Here is a 1,345-nt window from a genome sequence, read left to right on the forward strand (position 1 = left end):
ACGCCGCAAAGCTCCGCCGTCTCTCTAGCGGCTACGAAGCGCTTTAATACGTCTTTTATTAAATTTATATTACTATCGCGTTTTAGTTCGCAAAGCCCAGCCGGGTGTTTCGCGGCTATCATCAAAATGCCATCTTTGACGTAGATGAAAGCGATCAGCCTTTGCCAACTAAGCGGCAAAATCGCCAGAAACTCGCCTCTTTCTCGCATCTTGGCATATAAAGGATCTTTTCTGATATGAGCGATTATTTCTCTTGCATTTTCCATAGACGGATTTTAGCATTTTTTATCTTAGTTTTGCTTAGCGGCTGCGGATATAAAGCGCCGCCTTTTTACTCGAGCGCAGATGAGCAAACCGCGAACGCAGAGGCATCCGCCGCGGATGGCAACAAAACAAACGACACGAAAGGCAGCGTTAGAATTTTACGCGATAAATAGCCTACTTTTAGCTTTGCTTTGTTATACTTTTAAAAATTTTTACAAAGGAATTTCATGCAAACGGCAGACATTTTAGTGCTGGACTTCGGCTCTCAATACACCCAGCTGATCGCTAGGCGCTTGCGCGAACAAGGCGTTTACACCGAGCTGATCGCATACGACGCACCGATCGATAAGATAAAAGCAAAAAACCCCAAAGGTCTTATTTTAAGCGGCAGCCCCGCTAGCGTTTACGCCAAAGATGCGTATTTTTGCGACGATAGAATTTTTGAGCTTGGAATTCCAATTTTAGGTATCTGCTACGGCATGCAGCTCATCGCGCATAAATTTGGCGCTAGCGTCGTGCCTGCGGGTAAAAAAGAGTATGGCAAGGCTTCTTTGAAACTGCTTCGCGCTAGCAAGCTATTTGGTGGCGTGGAGGATAACTCGACCGTTTGGATGAGCCATTCAGACAAGGTCGAGAGCCTGCCGGAGGGCTTTGAGGTGATGGCAAGCTCGGATGAGAGCGAGTGGTGCGTATTTGGTGACGAGACCCGTAAAATTTACGCGCTACAGTTTCACCCCGAAGTCTGCCACAGCGAGTTCGGCGATAGAATTTTAAAAAATTTTGCCAAAGAGATCTGCGGAATAACCAGCACTTGGAATATGGGTAGCTTCGCCAAAGAGCAGATGATCAAAATAAAAGAGCGCGTAGGCAGCGCCAAAGTGCTTTGCGCGGTAAGCGGCGGCGTGGATAGTTCGGTCGTAGCAGCGCTTTTGGCGCATGCGGTGCCGCAGAGCCTAATAGCGGTTTTCGTCGACAACGGACTACTTCGCACGGGCGAGCGCAAGGCGGTAGAGGAGATGTTTAGGCTCAAACTCGGCGTGAGCTTAGACGTGATCGATGCTAGCGAGCTGTTTTTAAGCAG

The 1,345-nt window shown here is 48.3% G+C and carries 2 protein-coding genes and 1 pseudogene; 2 read left to right on the forward strand and 1 reads right to left on the reverse strand.

Annotation, left to right across the window (positions count from 1 at the left end; translation table 11 throughout):
- Positions 1-209, reverse strand: a pseudogene (locus Q0238_RS04095) (hypothetical protein); the annotation flags it as partial.
- A gap of 27 nt (positions 210-236) precedes the next feature.
- Here Q0238_RS04095 and Q0238_RS04100 point away from each other — a divergent pair.
- Positions 237-437: a hypothetical protein gene (locus Q0238_RS04100; protein ID WP_297943149.1), complete on the forward strand. Its 201-nt coding sequence runs from the start codon at positions 237-239 to the stop codon at positions 435-437.
- Between the two features lie 54 nt (positions 438-491).
- The coding region (gene guaA / locus Q0238_RS04105; protein ID WP_297943150.1) for a glutamine-hydrolyzing GMP synthase at positions 492-1,345 on the forward strand (854 nt) is incomplete at its 3' end.

This window comes from uncultured Campylobacter sp., assembly GCF_938045775.1.
Classification (GTDB): Bacteria; Campylobacterota; Campylobacteria; order Campylobacterales; family Campylobacteraceae; genus Campylobacter_B.

Coding starts and splice junctions, on each gene's coding strand:
- Q0238_RS04100 (WP_297943149.1), top strand. CDS start 237: ATGAGCGATTATTTCTCTTGCATTTTCCATAGACGGATTTTAGCATTT.